We start from the raw sequence: 19801 nt of genomic DNA, 5'->3' as shown, positions 1-19801 counted from the left end.
GCGCGCCGGCGTTCGTCGCCGCGCCGGCGATGGCCATGGCAGCGGCCTGCGCCACGCTTGACGACGCGCCCGCCGTCGAGGCAGCCACGATGGCGGACGCCAGCGGCACGCTGCCGCCCACCAGCGGCAAGGTCGTGGCGATGGCCTGGCCCACGTTCGACATGGCGCTCAGGGCCAGCAAGGTGGCGATCGCATCCGTGCCATTCAAGCCCATGCGCAGCAAGGACACTTCATTGCCCCACAGCTTCCAGGTGGACGTGGCCGTCTTCATCTTGCCCTTCCACCAATCGCGCTGCGTGCTGCCCAGCATGCCGACGGCAGCCAGCGGGTCGGCGCCGGCCTTGGTGGCGGCGGCCATTTTCTGCCCTTCCACGCTGTCGAACAGCGCTTGCGGCACCAGGTAGCGGCTGCCGATGCTGCCCAGCGGCTTGCCCGTGGCCGGGTTGATGGTCGACTCGGCGATCGCATGGTCGGCGCGGTACAGGCGCTCGTCCGTCATCACCAGCTGCATCAGCTTGCCGAACTGGAAATCGCGGTAGATCTGGATATTCTGGAAGGTCGTCGCGGCGGCGTCGAACGTGACGTCGGCCGGCATGTATTCGAACCAGGCCTGGTTGGCGCTGCGGCGGCGGTTGGGCTGGTGCAGGTCGCTGCCGTCCGCCGCCACGATGCCCTCGTAGGTGGAAGCATCCTGCCAGGCGTCGTCCGTGAATTCATGGTCGTCCCAGATGGCGATGAAGGCGAAGCGCTCGTGCACGGCCTGCAACCGCGTATCGGTGCGGTATTTCTTGTACAGGTAGCGGTAGTCGGCCACCGTGGTGGCGTATTTCGCGCCGGACGTGCCGCTCTTGAACGTGCCATCGGGCAATTTCAGCTGGTCGTGGCGGCCTTCCACGGCGCCGCTCTGGAATGCCTCGCCCACCGTTTCATAGATGTAGTCGCCCAGGTGAACGATGAAGTCCAGCGATTCGTTGGCGGCGATGTGCGACAGCGCGCCCCAGTGGTTGATGCTCCAGTCCTGGCACGTCAGGTAGGCGAACTGCAGCTGGCTCACGTCGGCCGTGGCGGCGGGCGCCGTCTTGAAGCGGCCCACGTTCGAGCGCACGTCGCCCGCGATGAACTGGTAAAAATACACCTGGCCCGGCTGCAGGCCCGTGACCTTGTGGCGCAGGGTGTTGTCGAAATCGGCTTTCAAGGGCAATTTCGCGTCGACGATCGGTGTGCCGGCCAGGGCCGTGTTGCTGCCCAGGGCGGCCGTATTGTCCGCCACGCTGACGATCAGGCGCACGGCCACGTCCGACTTGCCGGCCACGGCGGGCGCGACGGCGTCGAAACTGGCGGGCACGACGCGCGTCCACAGCATGGCGCTGTCGGCGCGCGGATCGCCCGAGGCCACGCTTTGCGGGAATTTCCAGTCGCTGCCGCTGGCCAGGGGCACGCCAGGATCGCTGTAATCGGTGCTGCCGCAGGCGGCGAGGCCGACTGTGGCGACAGAGACGGTGATAAAACCGCCCAATTTCAGAAATTGCCGTCTATCCATTTGACTTGCCATGATGTCGCGCCCTTAATCTTGATTATTGGAGTGGTGGGATGATGCATAACATGAAAGCGCGTCACTTTAACAACAAAATGTGTCGGCTTGATGACGGGGCCATGCCGCTTCGCAGGGGGGCAATATGCTAAAATGTCGGCCACAATTGAACACCCGTCTAAGGAAGATTCGACATGGCAGGACATAGCAAATGGGCCAATATCAAGCATAAAAAGGCTGCCACCGATGCCAAGCGCGGCAAAATCTGGACGCGCCTGATCAAGGAAATCACGGTGGCGGCCCGCATGGGCGGCGCCGATATCGCGGCCAATCCGCGCCTGCGCCTGGCAGTCGACAAGGCGGCCGATGCAAACATGCCTAAAGACAACGTCCAGCGCGCGATCAACCGCGGCAGCGGCGGCGTCGATGGCGCCAACTACGAAGAAGTGCGCTACGAAGGCTACGGCGTGGGCGGCGCGGCCGTCATCGTCGAATGCATGACGGACAACCGCGTGCGCACGGTGGCCGAAGTGCGCAACGCCTTCAACAAGAATGGCGGCAACATGGGCAACGAAGGCTCCGTCGCCTTCATGTTCCAGCACTGCGGCCAGCTGCTGTTCGCGCCGGGCACGGATGAAGACAAGCTGATGGAAGCGGCCCTGGAAGCGGGCGCCGAAGACGTCATCGCCGACGAGGAAGGCGGCTTCGAAGTGCTGACCCCCGTGCACGATTTCGCCGCCGTCAAGGAAGCGCTGGAAGCGGCCGGCTTCAAGGCCGAAGTGGCCGAAATCATCATGAAACCGGCGACGGAAACCGTCTACGCGGGCGACGACGCCATCAAGATGCAAAAGCTGATCGACGCGCTGGAACTGCTGGACGACGTGCAGGAAGTCTTCACCAACGCCCTGATCGAAAACTAAGCAACAACCTCAAGGGCGGCACCGCCGCCCTGCAACCCACACTGAACGAACGGTCCTTATGAAAATTCTGGTAGTCGGCTCTGGCGGCCGCGAACACGCCCTGGCCTGGAAACTGGCCCAGTCCGAACGCATACAGATGGTGTATGTCGCGCCGGGCAATGGCGGCACCGCGCGCGATGCGCGCCTGGTCAATCTCGACATCAGCGACCCACAATTGCTGGCCGACTTCGTTCAGCAGGAACACATCGGCCTGACCGTCGTCGGCCCGGAAGTGCCATTAGCAAGCGGCATCGTCAACCTGTTCCGCTCGCGCGGCCTGAAAATCTTCGGCCCCACGAAAGAAGCGGCGCAGCTGGAGTCGTCGAAGGACTTCGCCAAGGCCTTCATGCAGCGCCACGGCATCCCCACGGCCGCCTACCAGACGTTTTCCGACGTCGCTCCCGCGCACGCCTATGTCGATGCCATGGGCGCACCCATCGTCATCAAGGCCGACGGCCTGGCCGCCGGCAAGGGCGTGGTCGTGGCCATGACCCTGGAAGAAGCGCACCAGGCGGTCGACATGATGCTGTCCGATAACCAATTCGGCGACGCCGGCGCGCGCATCGTCATCGAGGAATTCCTGGCCGGCGAAGAGGCGAGCTTCATCGTCATGTGCGACGGCAAGAACATCCTGCCGCTGGCCACCAGCCAGGACCACAAGCGCCTGAAAGACCACGACCAGGGCCCGAACACGGGCGGCATGGGCGCGTATTCGCCCGCCCCCATCGTCACGCCGGCCATGCATGCGCGCGTCATGCGCGAGATCATCGTGCCGACCATCCAGGGCATGGCCAAGGATGGCATCACGTTTACGGGCTTCCTGTATGCGGGCCTGATGATCGACGACAAGGGCACGCCGAAGACCCTGGAATTCAACTGCCGCATGGGCGACCCGGAAACGCAGCCCATCATGGCACGCCTGAAGACCGACCTGGTCACCGTCATGGAACACGCCGTCAACGGCACGCTCGACGCCGTGGAACTGGAATGGGACCGCCGCACGGCCGTCGGCGTCGTCATGGCCGCTGCCGGCTACCCGGACGATCCCGTCAAGGGCACGCCGATCGGCGACATCCCGGCCGAAACGCCGGACTCCGTCACCTTCCATGCGGGCACCCGCATCGAGGGCGAGCGCCTGGTGACCAACGGCGGGCGCGTGCTGTGCGTCGTGGGCCTGGGCGACAGCATCAAGATGGCGCAGAAGCAGGCGTATGAAACCGTGGAAAAAATCCATTTCGACGGCGCGCAGTACCGCCGCGACATCGGCTGGCGCGGCCTGAAGCACTGATCAGCCCTTTGCGGCACACGGCAGGGCCGGCGCGGAGCTTCTCCGTCCCGGCCCTGTTTTTTCGTGCGTCGGCAATGCGGGCTTTGCGCTAATATTTTGCCTCCCTGACAAAGTTGCAACCCATGACCATGCATGCCCATCCCGCCCTTGCCGCACTGCGCCAGCTCGGCCTGATCACCGCCACGGAGTTCGACGAGGCCATGGCCGAACTGGAGATCCTCGCCCTGGACGAGGAAGACGATGTCGACATGCCGCGCCTGGCCCCCGGTGCGGATGCCGCCACCGCCCTGGCCTGGCTGCTGCGCACGGACCTGCTGCCGCAGGACGCCTTCCTGCCGCGCTTGCGCGATCTGCCGCGCCAGCATGGCGGCACGGCCCTGCAGGAACGCCAGCAGCTGGCCGCCGACGCGCTGCGGCAAGTCAACCGCCAGGCCGTCGACACCCTGTACGATGAAGACCTGATCGACCAGTGGCAGCGCGACGCCGCCCACGCCAGCCTGCCCGCCGACCGCCTGCTGGCCTCGCCGATCGCCGCCCTGCGCGACATGCTTCGGCAAGGCACCATATCCGCGCTCCAGTTCGAGGCGCTGCGCCTGCGCGCCCGCCAGCGCGGCTCGGAACTGGCCCGTATCATCGTCGATGGCGCCGCGCGCCAGGCCCGCCGGGAACGCCCCGCGCATGCGCGGCCGCGAACGTGGGTGATGGCCGCGCTGCTCGTTCTGGTAGCGGCCCTTGCGGCCCGCGCCATCGTCTCCAGGCAGGCATCCGCTCCCGCCGCAGCCCCCGTCGCCGCTCCCGTCACCGGACAGGACGTCGAGCGGCGCGACCTGCAGCAGCACGCCGCGCAGGCCGTGGAGAGTGCGCGCCTGCCCGGCGCCGGGCCGGACCTGTCCATCACCGTCGTGCAGGATGACGCCACGCCGCCGGCGCGCTAAATCACAAGGCACTTCCCGCGCCGGCGCTCAGGATGGCATACTGCCGCTTTGCCACCAACGCGGGGAAACCATGGCCTGGAATGAAGGATACGTGTCGGATATCGAGTACACCAACGGCTTTTACAGCGACCTGAGTCCGCATCACCTCAATTTCAGCTGCATCCTCAACGGCGTCGAGCCGGTGCCGCTGGATCAGCCTTACACCTATTTTGAACTGGGCTTCGGCCGTGGCCTGACACTCAATGTGCTGGCCGCCACCAATTCGAATGGGCAGTTCTATGGCAACGATTTCAATCCAGCCCATGTCGCTGGCGCGCGCGCCCTGGCGGCAACGGCCCAGCTGGGCAACCTGACCCTGCTGGAAAACAGCTTTGAAGAACTGGCGCAGGGCCGCGTGGCCGGCCTGCCGCAATTCGACTTCATCACCCTGCACGGCATCTATACCTGGGTCAGCCGGGAGAACCGCCAGCATATCGTCGACTTCATCGCCCGCTATCTGAAACCGGGCGGCATCGTTTCGCTCAGCTATAACGCCATGCCCGGCTGGAGCGCCGCCTTGCCCCTGCAACGCCTGCTGCTGGAATTTGCCGCCAGCTTCCCTGGCCGCAGCGACTTGCAGATACAGGCCGGGGCGGCCTACGTGGAGCAGTTGCAGAACCTGCAGGCCGGCTACATCACGGCCAATCCAGCGCTCGCGCCGCGCCTCAATGCGCTTGCCGACAGCGACCCCCATTACAGCGTGCATGAATACCTGAACCAGGACTGGGAACCGCTGTACCACGCCGACGTGATGCGCGACGTGGCGCGCGCCAAGCTCGATTTCGCCGGCTCGTCCGACCTGCCGTTCGCCTTTCCCGAGCTGTATTTGAGCGCGGACCAGCAGGCCACCATCGACCTGCTGCCCGACGCAGCCATGCGCGAGACGATGAAGGACTATTTTCTGAACACCAACTTCCGCAAGGATGTCCTGGTACGCGGCGCACGCCGCATGGGGGCGGTGCGCCAGGCCGGATGCCTGGCTGGCGTACACCTGGCCATGCTGGTGCCGCGCGCGCAGATGGCCTTCACCTTCCAGACCAAGGCCGGCACAGTAACAGGCAACGAGCAGGTCTACGGCGCCGTCTGCGACGCCCTGGCACTCCGTCCGCATAGCCTGGCGGAGCTGGCAGCACTGGAAAGCCTGCAGGGACAGAGCCTGCAAAGCCTGGCGGAAGTGGCTGCCATGCTGGTCACCGGCAGCCAGGTCGTCATGTATTTCAGGGGCGAGGCGCAGGCCGACAGTGGCGGCATCACGGCGCACCGCCTGAACCAGGCCATCGCCGCGCAACTGCGCTATGGCGACGACTACCGCACCTTGTGCTGTCCACTGACGGGCAGCGGCATCGAAACGGAATTCATCGACCGGCTGCTGTTTTCCCTGCTGACCCAGGACCGCGGACAGCCGGAATTCGCGCACCTGCAGGCACAGGCCGCCGACGCCATGGCGCGCTGCGGGCGCAGGCTGCTCAAGGACGGTGCCGCATGTGCCGACGATCAGGCGCACCAGCTGCTGCTCGATGGCGCCATTGACGCATTCTTGCGCGACAAGCTCCCCGTGCTGAAACAGCTGCGCATGCTGTAAAGGAGGCCGGCGGGTAGTGGCCGCCGGCAGCGCCCGCGGCCAGGGTCAAAACCACGGCGCAAGCGCCGGCCTATCACAAAAACGCGTAACAGGGTACAATCCGTCCTTACTTTTTTATTTCGGCCTCGTCGGCCCACGCGATGTCGTCAACTCCCTCTCCTTCGGCCGTCAAGGCCTATTTGCTCGATTTGCAAAGCCGTATCGTGCAGGCGCTCGAAGCGCAGGACGGCAAGCCCTTCCTCACCGATGCCTGGCAGCGTCCCGAAGGTGGTGGCGGCATTTCGCGCCTGATCGAGGAAGGCAATGTATTCGAGCGTGGCGGCGTGAATTTTTCGCACGTCACCGGCGCCGCACTGCCGCCATCGGCAGCGGCCGCGCGCCCTGAGCTGGGCGGCAAGGCATGGGAAGCGATGGGCGTGTCGCTGGTACTGCATCCGCGTAACCCTTATGCGCCCACGGTGCACATGAATGTGCGGTTTTTCAGCACCGTGAATGCCGATGGCGAACCCGTATGGTGGTTCGGCGGCGGCATGGACCTGACGCCGTATTATGGCGACGCGGGCGACGTAAAGCACTTTCACCAGGTGTGCCATGATGCGCTGGCGCCGTTTGGCGACGAGCTGCATCCGAAGTTCAAGCAGTGGTGCGACGATTATTTCTACCTGAAGCACCGACGCGAAGCGCGTGGCGCGGGCGGCATCTTCTTCGACGACTTCAATGCCCTGGGCTTTGACGACAGCTTTGCGATGATGCGCAGCGCCGGCGACGCCTTCATCGGCGCGTACGTGCCGATCCTGGCGCGCCGCAAGGATACGCCCTACGGCGAGCGCGAACGCGATTTCCAGTGCTACCGGCGCGGACGCTATGTCGAGTTCAACCTGGTCTTCGACCGCGGCACCCTGTTCGGGCTGCAGTCGGGCGGACGCACGGAGGCGATCCTGATGTCGATGCCGCCCGTGGTCAAGTGGCGCTACGACTGGCACCCGGAAGCGGGCAGCCCCGAAGCGGCGCTGTATACTGACTTCCTCGTGCATCGAGACTGGCTGCAGGCGTGACCGCAGTTGGCACGACGGCTGGCACGGCGCGCAATACCCCATGCGTGGCGCTGCTCGGCGGCAGCTACGATCCGGTGCACATGGGGCATGTCGCGCTGGGCACGCATTTTTCCAGCCTGCTGCACGCAGATGAATTGCGCGTGATCCCGGCGGGCGCGCCCTGGCAAAAAGGCAATCTGGGCGCCACCGGCCAGCAGCGCGCCGAAATGGCCAGCCTGGCCTTTGCCGGCCTGGCCCTGCCCGTGGTGATCGACCGCCAGGAAATCGAGCGCAGCGAACATGGCCAGGCCAGCTACACCATCGATACCCTGCGCCAGATACGCGCCGAACTGGGAGCCCGCGCTTCCATGGTTTTCCTGATGGGCGCCGACCAGCTGCAACGGCTCGCCACCTGGCGCGAATGGCAGCAATTATTTGAATACGCGCATATCTGCGTCGCGGCCCGCCCCGGCTTCGCGCTGAATGACACCGCAGTGCCGCAAGTGGTCGCCGAAGAATTTTCGCGCCGCCTGGGGTCACTGGAAAGCATCCGCAACACGCCGCACGGTCTGACTTATCTGGCACAGGACTTCGCGGTGGATATCTCCGCCACCGAAATACGTGCGGCATTACAACGGGGGAATCGGGCAAACCCGCTTGTTTCCCCGCTAGTGCTAGACTATATTGAACAACATAATTTATACAAAAGCTAAATGGACATCAAAAAACTGCAAACCCTCGTCGTTGACGCCCTTGAAGACGTCAAAGGCCAAGACATCGCCGTCTTCGAAACAAGCCACCTGACCAGCCTGTTCGACCGCATCGCGATCGTTTCCGGTACCTCGAACCGTCAAACCAAGGCGCTGGCCGCCTCGGTACGCAACAAGGTCAAGGACGCCGGCGGCGACATCATCGGCATGGAAGGCGAGGACACCGGTGAATGGGTGCTGGTCGATCTGGGCGACATGATCGTCCACATCATGCAGGCGCCTATCCGCGCCTACTACCGCCTGGAAGAAATCTGGGGCGACAAGCCGGTCAAGCTGGGCGCCGCCAAGCGCGCACCGAAAAAAGCCGCCGGCGACGAACCGAAAAAAGTCAGCGGCCATCTGGCGGCAAGCAAGGCCAATGTGGATGCGACGCCCGTGATCGAGAAAAAGGCGCCGGCCAAGAAAGCCACGGCTGCCACCGCCGCCAAGAAAGCCCCGGCGAAGAAAGCCCCCGCTTCCAAAGCCGTCGGCAAGACCGTGAAAGTCGCGCCGACCAAGACCGAGACGGCCGCCGTCAAAGCCTTGAAAGCGCTGCCGGAGAAAAAAGTGCGCGCCCCACGCGCGGCCAAGCCGGCAGCCGATGCTGCACCGGCAAAAACCGTGATCAAGCGTATCAAAAAAGTCGAAGCGTAAGCCTCGATGCAGCTCATCATCGCTGCGGTCGGCCATAAAATGCCGGCCTGGATAGAGACGGGCTTCGCGGAATACGCGAAGCGCATGCCGCCGGAATTGCGCATCGTGCTGAAAGAAATCAAGCCGGTGGAGCGTTCCGGCAGCAAGACCGCCGCCACGGCGATGGCGCTGGAACGCGAACGCATCGAAGCCGTCCTGCCCAAGGGCGTGCGCATCATCGCCCTCGACGAACGCGGCAAGGACCTGACCAGCGTCGGCCTGTCGCAGCAGTTGATGGCCTGGCAGCAGGATGGCCGCGACACGGCCTTCCTGATCGGCGGCGCCGACGGCCTCGATCCGCAACTCAAGGCGCGTGCCGAAGGCATGCTGCGCATTTCCAGCATGACCCTGCCGCACGGCGTGGTGCGCGTGATCCTCGCCGAGCAGCTGTACCGCGCCTGGTCGATCACGCAAAACCACCCCTACCACCGCGTCTGACTTCCCATGAAACCGGCCGATAACAAGATCTATCTCGCCTCCAAAAGCCCGCGCCGGCGCGAATTGCTGCGCCAGATCGGCATCGATTTCGAATTGCTGCTGCTGCGCAGCGATGGCCCGCGCGGCGCCGACGTCACCGAGGAAGTCCTCGATGGCGAGCCGGCGCTCGACTATGTCGCCCGCGTGGCGAATGAAAAAGCCGCCTTCGCCTGGGACCTGGTGCGCCGCCGCCACCTGACGCCGCGCCCCGTGCTGGCGGCCGACACCACCGTCAGCATCGACGGCGTCATCCTCGGCAAGCCGGCCGACCGCGCCGAGGCCGTGGCCATGCTGCAGCAGCTGTCGGGCCGCACGCACCAGGTGCTGACCTCGATCGCCGTGCACTACAAGGACTTCGCCGAGCAGCGCACGCAGATTTCGCAGGTGCGCTTCGGCACCCTGTCGCCCGCCTCCATCGCCGCGTATTGCGCCACGCCGGAACCGTACGACAAGGCCGGCGCCTATGGCATCCAGGGCAGCGCCGCGCTGTTCGTCGAGCACATCGAAGGCAGCCATTCCGGCATCATGGGCCTGCCCCTGTACGAAACCGCACAGTTGCTAAGGCTGGCAGGTTTGCCCCTGCCCTGATCCCGGGTATGATGTCATTCGTTGCCTCCACTCCCCCGCCTCCATGAACGAAGACATCCTGATCAATATCACGCCGCAAGAAACGCGCGTCGCCCTCATCCTGCAGGGCGCCGTGCAGGAATTGCACATCGAGCGCACGCTCACGCGCGGCCTGGCCGGCAATGTGTATTCCGGCAAAGTGGTGCGGGTGTTGCCGGGCATGCAGTCGGCCTTCATCGACATCGGCCTGGAACGGGCCGCCTTCCTGCACGTGGCCGACATCTGGGAAGCGCGCGGCCACGATGGCCAGAGCGCCACGCCCGCCCCCATCGAAAAGATCCTGTTTGACGGCCAGGTGCTGACGGTACAGGTGATCAAGGACCCGATCGGCACCAAGGGCGCGCGCCTGTCGACGCAGATTTCCATCGCCGGACGCATGCTGGTGTACCTGCCGCAGGACAAGCACATCGGCATCTCGCAGAAAATCGAAAAGGAAGCGGAGCGCGAACTGCTGCGCACGCGCCTGCAAAGCCTGCTGCCGCCCGACGAAAAAGGCGGCTACATCGTGCGCACGATGGCCGAGGACGCGTCCGACGCGGACCTGAAGGCGGACGTCGACTACCTGCGCAAGACGTGGAGCACCATCACGCACGGCGCGCGCACGCGGCCCGCCACCAGCCTGCTGCACCAGGACTTGAGCCTGGCGCAGCGCGTGCTGCGCGACTTCGTCGGCGATGAAACGGCCACCATCCAGGTCGATTCGCGCGAAAACTACGTGAAATTGCGCGAATTCGCGGAAATCTACACGCCCAGCGAACTGACGCGCCTGCAGCACTACACGGGCGAACGCCCCCTGTTCGACCTGTACGGCGTGGAAGAAGAGATCCTGCGCGCGCTGGGGCGCAGGGTCGACCTGAAATCGGGCGGCTACCTGATCGTCGACCAGACGGAGGCAATGACCACCATCGACGTCAACACGGGCGGTTTCGTGGGCGGACGCAATTTTGCCGACACGATTTTCAAGACCAACCTGGAAGCGGCGCACGCCATCGCGCGCCAGCTGCGCCTGCGCAATCTGGGCGGCATCATCATCCTCGACTTCATCGACATGGACAACGCCGAGCACCGCAATGCCGTGCTGGCCGAGCTGAAACGCACCCTGTCGCGCGACCGCACCAAGGTCTCGGTGAGCAACTTCTCGCCGCTGGGCCTGGTGGAAATGACGCGCAAGCGCACGCGCGAATCGCTGGCCCACATCCTGTGCGAACCGTGCCCCGCCTGCGCCGGCAAGGGCCAGGTCAAGACCTCGCGCACGATCTGCTATGAAATCCTGCGCGAACTGCTGCGCGAAGCAAAGCAGTTCAACCCGCGCGAATTCCGCATCCTCGCCTCGCAGGAAGTGGTCGACCTGTTCCTGGAGGAAGAATCGCAGCACCTGGCCATGCTGGGCGACTTCATCGGCAAGAAAATCTCGCTGCAGGTGGAGAACGCCTACCACCAGGAGCAGTACGACGTGATTTTGATGTGAATTATTCCTCCTTTAATATCAATTAGTTATGAATTTGAAGGGGATTTAATTTGAATAGCTACACATGTAGCTACACGTATTCTGACGAGTATGTAGCTAAACACCACTTACTCCGGAAGGCTCAATCTCCTATTGCAGATTGAGCCTTTTTTCTTGATGACTTATCTTGCCGGTAGTCTAGGGGGACCAATGCTAAATACCCGCCTTCCATTAGTTCTTTGGCGGCTTTCTTGTCCTCTTTGATCAACCTGACGACGCGTGCAAGCTCGACACCTGTCGGCAGCTTGTTTTCTGAGCAGGAAAAGGGATAGAAATTTAAAATAATCTCCTCATCTGTGGCATCCATATGTATTGCGTCGCAGATTCTTAGCCGTTGAAGCAGTTTATCCCGACGTGGCTTCTTGATTTGAGGCGCCTCTCTACCTTTCCCGTTGAAAGACTTATCATATTCTTCAAGTTCCTTGAAGAGTCTCATTTTTGCATGGGACAGCATAGAATTTATTGCAGCTAGCCCCCCTCCCACCGTTCGGCTCAAGTCAAAAACGATCGCAACCTGGCCGTTTTTCAGATGATAGTGAACTTCTTCCCCTTCGTCCAAATGACAACTATCAGTATCAGTGATGAGTTCAGGCAGCCAATAGCGAAAATTATCGTCCTCACCATAGACAGCCTTGAACGGCTTTAGGTTTACGCGTCCAAACTCAAGGGAAACGTGCTTCCTACGGGGACCAACGATATTGCATGCCTTTTGATAGGCAGGGTTTCGTCTCAGGAACTCCCACGCCCATCTCCGGTAAGACCACGACAAATGAGCAGAATAATTTCCCTCATCACTCCATAGAGGGCGCTTTCCTTGATCGATCGCGCTCCCGCCTTTTGGTGGAATTGTGCACATAGACTTCCCTGACAGTAAATAGATGCATTCATTGTCCATCACCAGGTCACATTACGTCAAATAGATACATCCATTTTACGTATTTCAACCACTTTTCGATAGATAGATGCATCCCATATTGTTATTTATTTGACAAAAAATATCTGTCAAACTTCTTTTCGTCGCAACACATATATCAACGTCCACATGGAGAATAAAAGAATGTTCAAACAGAAGCGGCACATATCCACGCAAACAGACTATCAATCTGACGAATTGATTTTCCCTCAAAACGAAACAAAAAAAACAACCATGCCGAAACACTTTCAAGAACTGATTGATGCTGCGCGTGAGAATCCTAATCGTGGTGTCCTCCGCGCACATCCAGCGGCGAAAAAAGCTGGCTATGCCATTAGCACCCTATGGCGAGACGTCAAGGCAGGTGTGTTCGTGAAACCCATCCAAATTTCCGTCCGTTCTGTTGCTTGGATTGAAATCGAAATCGATGCAATTCTTGCTGCAAAGACGTTAATGAGTCGCACAAATCAAAAAATCGACATGAAGCAATTCGTTGAGTTGCTTTCCGCTCCGATCACTCATTCAGACATAGATTAGGAAGACTAATAAAAAATCAATGATCATCAAGAGTTTTAGCACTATCACAAACACATCGATACTTTATAGAGAGCAGACATGAACTCAGCAAATAGCCCTATAGCGATTGCGAGAGGCTTTGTACCACACATTCGAAAGCCTCGTTCGACCACACTCGATAATGCGCGCGCAGCAAAAGCGAAGCAGAAAATGCTATTTAACAACCATGGCGACACCTATTTCGATTTCCAGAGAGACGCTGTGATTCTGGCATCCGAACTCGTTAAGGTTGGTCAGATAACATTAGAAGTACCTAGCTCGTTAGGTGACATTGCACACGGAACGAAGGTTTTACTCCGAACTCTTGAAGAATTTCAAAAACACAAAAGGAGTTGGAAGTACGAAATGTCTGGCGTAATTCAGCCAATTACCTTTGAGACGTGGGATGTACCTCGTTGCACCTTATCAAGCCGTAAATCACGCGAGGACGAGGTCGTTCGCGCTGAATACTTCGAGACGACTAAATCCCTGACACTGTTACTACCCAGTTCGACCACCTGGCGTAAAAATGGCCTGCTCTGGCTTGCTAGCTATGAAACCTGCTGCCAAAGGAGTCGTGAGAATCCAATGAAATGGAGGGGCAATTTGTGTAGTTGTGTTGTCGAATATTTCTAAAAATACTTAAATTGCGAGCACAGCTATAGTAGCTCAGATGTGTTCGTAATTTAAACACACCATCAACAACCACTAGCCCATTTACGGGCTAATCATCATGAAACCAACTCACGCAAACATCCAAATACAGGATGCAACCAATCAAGGCATCAACGTTCACATCGATTGGATTCACATTTATGCACCATGTGAACATGTCCCTACGGGTACTTTGGTTTACTTCGACGATAAAAGCGTAGACCATCTAGTACCTACCGCTGCAGCTGCCAATCAAAAAGTGCTGAAGGATGGTGGGGATGAAGCACACATCCGCTCGAAAGAAATTAACGGAAGAACAGGCATGGCTAGCATGATCGAAATACAGTGCTGCCCGCCGAAGGTGCTTCAAAATCACAATCTATTCGGTCATGGCGACCTGCAGAGCTATGTTTATCAGATATTGAACCTAGCAGCAGCACGCCTGGGCATCAAAGTGAGACCGGAGGACTTAATGAGCTGGCAGAGAGGAGACGTTTCTCTTACAGAGATTCACTTGACAGCTAACTTCGGACGTCCTGCAGGTATGTCTGTGCCAATCATTCAAGCTATAGATGACAATACTGAATCTCGCAAACGTAAACCGCTGCCATCATGGATCATCTTAGACAAAGGCAAAAAGCGACGATCAACTTTCGGTGCCCTGACAATTTACGACAAAATGCTTGAGATGTTGAGCCATCGAGAATGGAGGAAACCGGGTCCTTATCAAACCAAACTCCTTGCCGAAGCAAACCGTGGTATCCGCGCCGAGATAAAAATATTTTCCCAAGGCCTCAAACACTATGATCTTGGCTATGTTAACCGCTGGGGGGACGTAGATATTCCTACACTCTATTTTGAGTATTTGGATAAATATAATCTTTGCCACGCAGTCCAACGTTTGCTTACGGATGACGAATTGGTTTGTTTGACTAGGTCTGAACGAAATACCTATACGCTCTGGCTGAAAGGCGTGGACATCAAAGATCAATGCAGCAGAACTACTGCATGGAAAATCACCAAAGCGATTCTCAAAAAAACTGGGATTGACGTCAGTGGAAAGCGTCGTCCAGAGAAATTGCCCGACATTGATCTTCGCGATATATTCACGCCAAAGAATGTATTACCAGTGCCGTCTTGGGCTTTTGGCACCAGATGTTTCGTTGCACCTCGTGGATATGGCATTAGCAACGTTCCGGTTGATCAAGGAGGTTCTAGTACGCCGTAACGGGCCAGAACCTCCTTGATTCGATAAAAAGAACGACAACTTCCACCGCAACAAGTCAGAGACTGTTTGCATTAGTATAGGAACACCTTGCGTCGTATCATCGACAAGCATTGTTTATCCTACATCGATGCTATGATCCGATCGCCTGACAGCGGAGACGAGGAGACTCATCGCATGTAATGAGTAACTGCGCCGTACTATTGCAATCCAACCGAATCAAAAAGGACATTAATGAAACGTAAACGTTTGTTGCCAGTTCAAATCCCTTTGCCGGAAGGTGTCGACGTTGATGGCGCTATGTTTGTTTGTCTGCCGACCCTGTCTGACCTAGAGCGCTTCTGGACATCGAACAAGTTGCGCTATTCATACGCGGCAAGAGGTTGTAGAGTAACCAGTGGGCAGATATTCCTTAATGACTACGAATGGGTTTTTGCGACCACGAAGGCCGGGCTCGTCAAGGCATTTACGCGATGGGATGTGGTTGGGATACAGTGCGTCTGGCATGACTGGATCAAAGATCTGGATCCGTTAATCTCACACGAGCAATGGTTTGCGGATCGTGAAGCGTCAAGACTCGGTCTCCAAGCCCAAAACCAATGGTCTACTGAGGATGAAAATGCATATCAAAAGGATCTTATGCGTCGCACGCCTGATACGTATCGTGGATGGTGGACATTAAAGAATCTACCGCTAGATATGAGCGCCGGAGATTGGCTAAGCTCTCACGAGGACCTATTTGACCCGCGCTTGCCAGTAGTCGAGGCGACGAAATACATGCAAGAATTTACCTATGATTCCTTCGTCGACACGTTCGAGGAAATTGTATTGATGGATGCGGGTGGTGTAGATGATGAAATTGATTATTGGCTCAACGAGAAGGTAAATGATGCGGACTATTACGGATCCGAGAACGAGTAGTTGGGTAGGACTGCTCGCACGGACCATGACATTTCAGTACGTGTGATCGGAATCGCCATGGGATATTGGTCGGAAGGTTGCTGAATCGAAAATTTGATAAGGGTCGAAATGGGACAGGCAAAAACAAAGCGGAATGAAGGTTTCTCACCACAACTTATCGATGAATGGGAGGCCGACGATTGCGTTAATTTCGCAGTTGCGTTGACTCGCACGACAGGCTGGTTGCTCCACGTGGACTGGTGGTCGACATCATCACCGGGCGCGGAAATTTCTGTCGATCAGCTCAAACCGCTAAGAGTATACGTCGCCGATAATCGGGACGGAATTTTTGATGTGCGCGGCGTCAGAACGATTGACGAATTTAACCAGCGAACGATCATCAAAATTGCCAACAAGATTGGCGTAGGCATGGGCGGAGTTCTCACGCGATATTATGATGAGACTAGGCTGCCATCCTTGCCTTTGCGGTGCCAGCCGAATGAGACCAAAGTGGCAGAGGCCATGGAAGCGATCAAGGTAAATCCTGCTTACCTCGCGACCATCCCCAAAAGGCCGACGCGATGTATTCCAGCATACGATGCCGCCAGATACACTTTTGGTCGTTGTTCAGCCTTTGCTGAGGCAATGTATGAGTTGACCGGCCTGCAGCCGGTTGCGTTGTTGGCGACGAAATTCTCTCCTCAGTTTGCAGCAACCAGGCGTGCAAAAAATGGCTATTTCCATAGCTTGGTGATGCATCCTGACGGCATGGCGGAAGATGCTTGGGGTAAGGCTTCGATTGAGGAAATTGCAGGTCGTTTCGGTGCCATCGAGTTCCGAACTAGTAGTGATGCCCACCGCCAAGTAATCGAAAATATGCGACGATCATCGGCCGAAATTTATAACGAGGAATATAAGAAGGCTTTGGAAATTATTCGTGAATATCGAACCGAACAAAGAGCGGTATAGGACTCATGGAAGCAAGAGCTGTATAGGCTCAGGCCTTATCCGACACTGGGTGTCATATAAGTCCAAGTTCACCGGCTCGCTGTTAGCCGCCCGCCAACTTCAAACACTGCGGCTGTGCGGGATCACACGACCATCCGGAATGGATTCGCGTGATCTTACTCCCAGTGCTTGTAAGCTATTTCATCACGTCATCATAAAAATTGCGAACACTGCACCATGCCAGAAAACGATCAGCTGGAACCATCCCGTTTCGTCCCGCACGGAATTATTAGAACCGACGAGCAGATCAAAATACAAACCGCAATTTGCAAAGTTCTTTTGATCGAGGCAAACGCGGGGGCAGCAAAAACCACCACGCTGGCCTTGCGAATTGGCGAGGCAATTTCTGCCAACGTTGCCCCAGAAAGCATCCTTGTCTTGGTCTTCACTGATACCGCGCGTGACGTGATGCGCAGGCGTCTTGCCGAGATCGGCGTGCACTACGACCTGGTCAAGCGCATAGAGATTCATACCTTTGAGGACTTTGCCAAGAAGCAGCTTGCACTGATTGAGGACAAGGGCGTAAATCCTTATCCCAACGCTAGACAACAGTTTGTGCCGATGATGGCGGCCATCGATGCCGTATACGAACGGCACGGAAATTCAGTTGAGAACTTAGAACTCAATAATCATGCACTAGCGATAACGCAATACCTTGATGCGCAGCTCAAACTCAAGGCGACCATGGGGCTAACGGACATAGTGGAAGACGAAGATTTGCTGGCAACGTGCCTCAGGCTCGGCGTATCCGAAACGGAACTCCTTGTCTCTCAGGAGTATGAGCGAATCCGGCTAGGGCTTCATTTTCAGCCGCACTTTCGTGGCCCGTTTGACGCGACATATGATCTAGCCAGAGATATCGACTGCGGCGAAGATCGCCAATCAGAATTTGCCGACTACCGCCTTGTGATATGCGATGAGCTTCACGATCTAAATGAAGCCGCGTTCCGTATAGTTTGCGCTTTAATTGACCGGCCGCGGTGCTACTTCGTTGGGGCCGGCGATCGGGACCAGGTTATTCATGCGACGCTTGGTGCGAAGCATGAGTATTTGAGCAATCGCTTCTGTCAGAGGTTTCCGCGAACGCAAAAATATCCACTTACGATAACGCATAGGCATGGCCCTCAGTTGGCTTACTGTATGGAGGCATTCAAGGACAAGAGCGTTGAGTCTAACGTCGCCGAAAAGCTTGAAATTAGGGTCGAGGCCTATGAGGAAGAATTGGAAGAAGGCGCGAGATGCGTTGTTGAATCAATCCGAAAATGGAAGCGCGCGGGCTTTGGCGTAGATGGTTGCGCCATATTGATTAGGGATCGCCATCATTCTGTTGTGATGGAGAATGCGCTTCGGGAGGCCGAAATTGGATATCGCACGCCGGTGATGGGATCATACTTGCAACGGGAGGAAATACTCTTTCTTCGTGGGATTCTTGCGATAGCTCTCCGTGACTTTGAAGCTGTGAAAAGCAAAGAGGTAAAGGAAGCTATCGTTGAAGCACTTGACTTGTATGGGGGGTTACGAATCCCACCGGAGGAGTTGATTTCAGTGAAAGCTGGGATGGCAAAACACTCCCAGCTGCATTGGTTCTACGAAAAACATATCCAGTGCAGCAAGACTAAGGAGGGGGCGCCCGCATTGGATGGCGTAATCCGCTTTGTTACCGACGCTTCGCCTGATTCCTTTGCTGTTGATCTACTCCGCGAAGTTTGTGATCGCTTGAGCATCAAGAAGATCGCGGCAAAATTATATGTCCGTCCGTACGACGCCAGCGTTGTGGTGAAGTCAATCGAAGGATTTCTTTCGATCGCCGGGGGGCGCACACTGAAGCAGTTCTGGGACGTTATCAATGTCGCCGAAATGTTTGCGGTAAAGCATCGCGATAAGGATGTCTTGACTCTAGACTGCGTGGCGAACTCCAAGGGCAAGGAATTTGATCACGTCATCCTTCCATTTATTGAGCACAACGAATATCCGAACCCAATGTTTCCTCTCAAAGATGAGGAGAATCTCTTCTATGTCGGTGTCACCCGTGCAAAGCGTTGGTTGACTTTGGTAACTCCCCAGGATAGAGAGAGGAGAAGTCCGTTCATCAGAAGAATGGATATCTCTGGCACGAGCGCTCGCGCAAATCTTGCGCAAACACGGAACGAAAATGCATTGAGAGCAGCGCCAGCATCGCGTAACTATCTCCGCGCCAGTTACTCGGACAAGGACCTTGTTAAGTCGCTGGGAGCTCGATATGATCCGACAAGGAAAAAATGGTACGTTCCTGTTGGAATGGACCCGAAACCATTTGAGGCATGGTTTTAGCAGACCACCTTTCCAATAAAAGAAACACTAATGGAGGGGGCGCATCGCAGTTGCTTTAGTATCGACTACGCACCTCCTCCAAGGCGAAAGCATATTGGGTAATCAATGCGTATAATCGAGGAAATTCGAAGCAGTTTTTCCCATCGCACGATGAAATCTACATTCGATACCGCACCAGTCACTTACTGGAGCAACAATCTATCGAGCGCACAACAGATCCCCGATAACGTTTGGCCCGTTGCTATGGCTAGATTCGACTACTAGGCACTGCAAGAAGTCTAATTTTTCCTGGCAAAATAATAGCGGCTGACTATCGATAATGGTGGCTTTTCGATAGTTGGCGCTTAAAGCCGATCAAGCCGCCAAGCAGTCCGCAATTGTTCATAATGTGTGTGTAGTGGTCAACCCATCCCGGACACTACGTTAAGTTTTTCTTCGGTGACGGCCGGAGCCAATCCCTTATTGAACTGATGTGGCCGTATCCAGTTATACCGGTGCATCAGGTAATGACTGATGTCCCTTTGTGCTTCCTGTGCCGTCATGTAACCAGTTGACGGCAGCCATTCAGTTTTGAAGCTGCGGAAGAGCCGTTCCATCGGGGAGTTATCCCAACAATTTCCCCGACGGCTCATGCTCTGTTGTATCCGATAGCGCCACAAACGCTGACGGAATTTTCGACTGGCGTACTGGGCGGATTCAACCGGTCCTCGCAACACCTTTAATCGGGGAGGTGTTTATGGGGCGACCAGCGGGGCGGATGAACAAGTTGACTGGGCGAAGGGCGATGCGCTCGCCAGGTGCGCCATCGCATCGCC

General features: G+C 57.5%; 18 protein-coding genes and 1 pseudogene. 16 read left to right on the top strand and 3 right to left on the bottom strand.

The features are described 5' to 3' along the window. The coding region (locus GCN74_RS26845) for an alkaline phosphatase D family protein (protein WP_193317286.1) at window positions 1–1540 on the bottom strand (1540 nt) is incomplete at its 3' end. A 185-nt stretch (window positions 1541–1725) separates the two neighbouring features. On the opposite strand from GCN74_RS26845, the gene GCN74_RS26840 reads away from it, so the two are divergent. From GCN74_RS26840 to rng, 10 genes are all read left to right on the top strand, one after another. Beyond that, window positions 1726–2451 carry a YebC/PmpR family DNA-binding transcriptional regulator gene (locus GCN74_RS26840; protein ID WP_152259490.1) on the top strand — a complete coding sequence of 242 codons (726 nt, stop codon included), beginning with the start codon at window positions 1726–1728 and terminating at the stop codon, window positions 2449–2451. A gap of 58 nt (window positions 2452–2509) precedes the next feature. Next, a complete protein-coding gene (gene purD / locus GCN74_RS26835; protein ID WP_152259489.1) occupies window positions 2510–3778 on the top strand; it encodes a phosphoribosylamine--glycine ligase in 1269 nt (422 codons plus the stop codon). A 122-nt stretch (window positions 3779–3900) separates the two neighbouring features. Next, window positions 3901–4713 (top strand): hypothetical protein, encoded by an 813-nt coding sequence (locus tag GCN74_RS26830; protein ID WP_152259488.1) that lies wholly within the window; start codon window positions 3901–3903, stop codon window positions 4711–4713. A gap of 70 nt (window positions 4714–4783) precedes the next feature. Further along, window positions 4784–6334, top strand: a complete 1551-nt coding sequence (locus GCN74_RS26825; RefSeq protein WP_193317285.1) for a class I SAM-dependent methyltransferase — start codon at window positions 4784–4786, stop codon at window positions 6332–6334. 140 nt (window positions 6335–6474) lie between these two features. Continuing rightward, window positions 6475–7389 carry an oxygen-dependent coproporphyrinogen oxidase gene (gene hemF, locus GCN74_RS26820; RefSeq protein ID WP_152259486.1) on the top strand — a complete coding sequence of 305 codons (915 nt, stop codon included), beginning with the start codon at window positions 6475–6477 and terminating at the stop codon, window positions 7387–7389. Continuing rightward, window positions 7386–8081: a nicotinate-nucleotide adenylyltransferase gene (locus GCN74_RS26815; RefSeq protein ID WP_152259485.1), complete on the top strand. Its 696-nt coding sequence runs from the start codon at window positions 7386–7388 to the stop codon at window positions 8079–8081. Before hemF ends, GCN74_RS26815 begins: the two co-directional genes overlap by 4 nt. After that, on the top strand, window positions 8082–8771 hold the full coding sequence (gene rsfS / locus GCN74_RS26810; RefSeq protein ID WP_152259484.1) for a ribosome silencing factor: 690 nt from the start codon (window positions 8082–8084) through the stop codon (window positions 8769–8771). Window positions 8772–8777: 6 nt separating this feature from the next. Further along, window positions 8778–9248 carry a 23S rRNA (pseudouridine(1915)-N(3))-methyltransferase RlmH gene (gene rlmH / locus GCN74_RS26805; RefSeq protein WP_034747108.1) on the top strand — a complete coding sequence of 157 codons (471 nt, stop codon included), beginning with the start codon at window positions 8778–8780 and terminating at the stop codon, window positions 9246–9248. A gap of 6 nt (window positions 9249–9254) precedes the next feature. Next, window positions 9255–9875, top strand: a complete 621-nt coding sequence (locus tag GCN74_RS26800; RefSeq protein WP_152259483.1) for a Maf family protein — start codon at window positions 9255–9257, stop codon at window positions 9873–9875. Between the two features lie 43 nt (window positions 9876–9918). Beyond that, a complete protein-coding gene (gene rng / locus GCN74_RS26795; protein ID WP_152259482.1) occupies window positions 9919–11382 on the top strand; it encodes a ribonuclease G in 1464 nt (487 codons plus the stop codon). Between the two features lie 121 nt (window positions 11383–11503). Here rng and GCN74_RS26790 read toward each other — a convergent pair whose 3' ends face one another. Continuing rightward, window positions 11504–12277, bottom strand: coding sequence for a transcriptional regulator domain-containing protein (locus tag GCN74_RS26790; RefSeq protein WP_152259481.1), 774 nt, complete (start codon window positions 12275–12277; stop codon window positions 11504–11506). 201 nt (window positions 12278–12478) lie between these two features. Between GCN74_RS26790 and GCN74_RS26785 the strand changes: the two genes are divergently transcribed. The 6 genes from GCN74_RS26785 to GCN74_RS26760 all read left to right on the top strand — a co-directional run bounded on the left by GCN74_RS26785 (window position 12479) and on the right by GCN74_RS26760 (window position 18986). Continuing rightward, window positions 12479–12871 (top strand): helix-turn-helix transcriptional regulator, encoded by a 393-nt coding sequence (locus GCN74_RS26785; RefSeq protein ID WP_193317284.1) that lies wholly within the window; start codon window positions 12479–12481, stop codon window positions 12869–12871. 78 nt (window positions 12872–12949) lie between these two features. After that, a complete protein-coding gene (locus GCN74_RS26780) occupies window positions 12950–13525 on the top strand; it encodes a hypothetical protein (RefSeq protein ID WP_152259479.1) in 576 nt (191 codons plus the stop codon). Between the two features lie 97 nt (window positions 13526–13622). Then, a complete protein-coding gene (locus tag GCN74_RS26775; RefSeq protein ID WP_152259478.1) occupies window positions 13623–14771 on the top strand; it encodes a phage/plasmid replication protein in 1149 nt (382 codons plus the stop codon). A 231-nt stretch (window positions 14772–15002) separates the two neighbouring features. Continuing rightward, a complete protein-coding gene (locus GCN74_RS26770; RefSeq protein ID WP_152259477.1) occupies window positions 15003–15689 on the top strand; it encodes a hypothetical protein in 687 nt (228 codons plus the stop codon). A gap of 108 nt (window positions 15690–15797) precedes the next feature. Continuing rightward, window positions 15798–16637: a hypothetical protein gene (locus tag GCN74_RS26765; RefSeq protein WP_152259476.1), complete on the top strand. Its 840-nt coding sequence runs from the start codon at window positions 15798–15800 to the stop codon at window positions 16635–16637. Window positions 16638–16853: 216 nt separating this feature from the next. Then, the gene (locus tag GCN74_RS26760; protein ID WP_152259475.1) at window positions 16854–18986 is read left to right on the top strand and encodes an ATP-dependent helicase; all 2133 of its coding nucleotides are present in this window, start codon (window positions 16854–16856) and stop codon (window positions 18984–18986) included. A gap of 401 nt (window positions 18987–19387) precedes the next feature. On the opposite strand, the pseudogene GCN74_RS26755 reads toward GCN74_RS26760, so the two are convergent. Continuing rightward, window positions 19388–19684: pseudogene (locus GCN74_RS26755) on the bottom strand (integrase core domain-containing protein); the annotation flags it as partial. Window positions 19685–19801: the final 117 nt, after the last annotated feature.

This window comes from Janthinobacterium sp. FT14W (assembly GCF_009208755.1).
In the GTDB taxonomy this organism is placed as follows: Bacteria; Pseudomonadota; Gammaproteobacteria; order Burkholderiales; family Burkholderiaceae_D; genus Janthinobacterium; species Janthinobacterium violaceinigrum.
Note: the sequence above shows the minus strand (reverse complement) of the source record. Positions and strands in the feature narration are given on the sequence as shown.